The following is a 281-nucleotide window of genomic DNA, read 5'->3' as shown; positions in this document are numbered from 1 at the left end:
CCGAACGACGACACCCCCGCCCGACGCGGTTCGTCGGTCGCCGGCCACGGCCGAGACCGGGTCAACACCCGCACCCCACCCGCCGACCAGTCAACATGCGACGACGGCTCCGACACATGCAACGACCGCGGCAACACCCCCGCCCGCAACGCCATCACCATCTTGATCACACCACCCACACCCGCCGCCGCCTGCGCATGACCGATGTTCGACTTCAACGACCCCAACCACAACGGACGATCCGCGTCCCGCCCCTGCCCGTACGTCGCCAACAACGCCTG

General features: G+C 69.0%; 1 pseudogene. It reads right to left on the bottom strand.

Going from position 1 to position 281, the window contains the following annotated elements:
* Positions 1-281, bottom strand: a pseudogene (locus tag ACFHVL_RS31535) (polyketide synthase); the annotation flags it as partial.

The organism is Micromonospora sp. LOL_023 (assembly GCF_048060115.1).
GTDB lineage: Bacteria > Actinomycetota > Actinomycetes > Mycobacteriales > Micromonosporaceae > Micromonospora_E.
The sequence above is the reverse complement of the archived record's forward strand: the minus strand, read 5'-3'. Positions and strand labels throughout refer to the sequence as shown.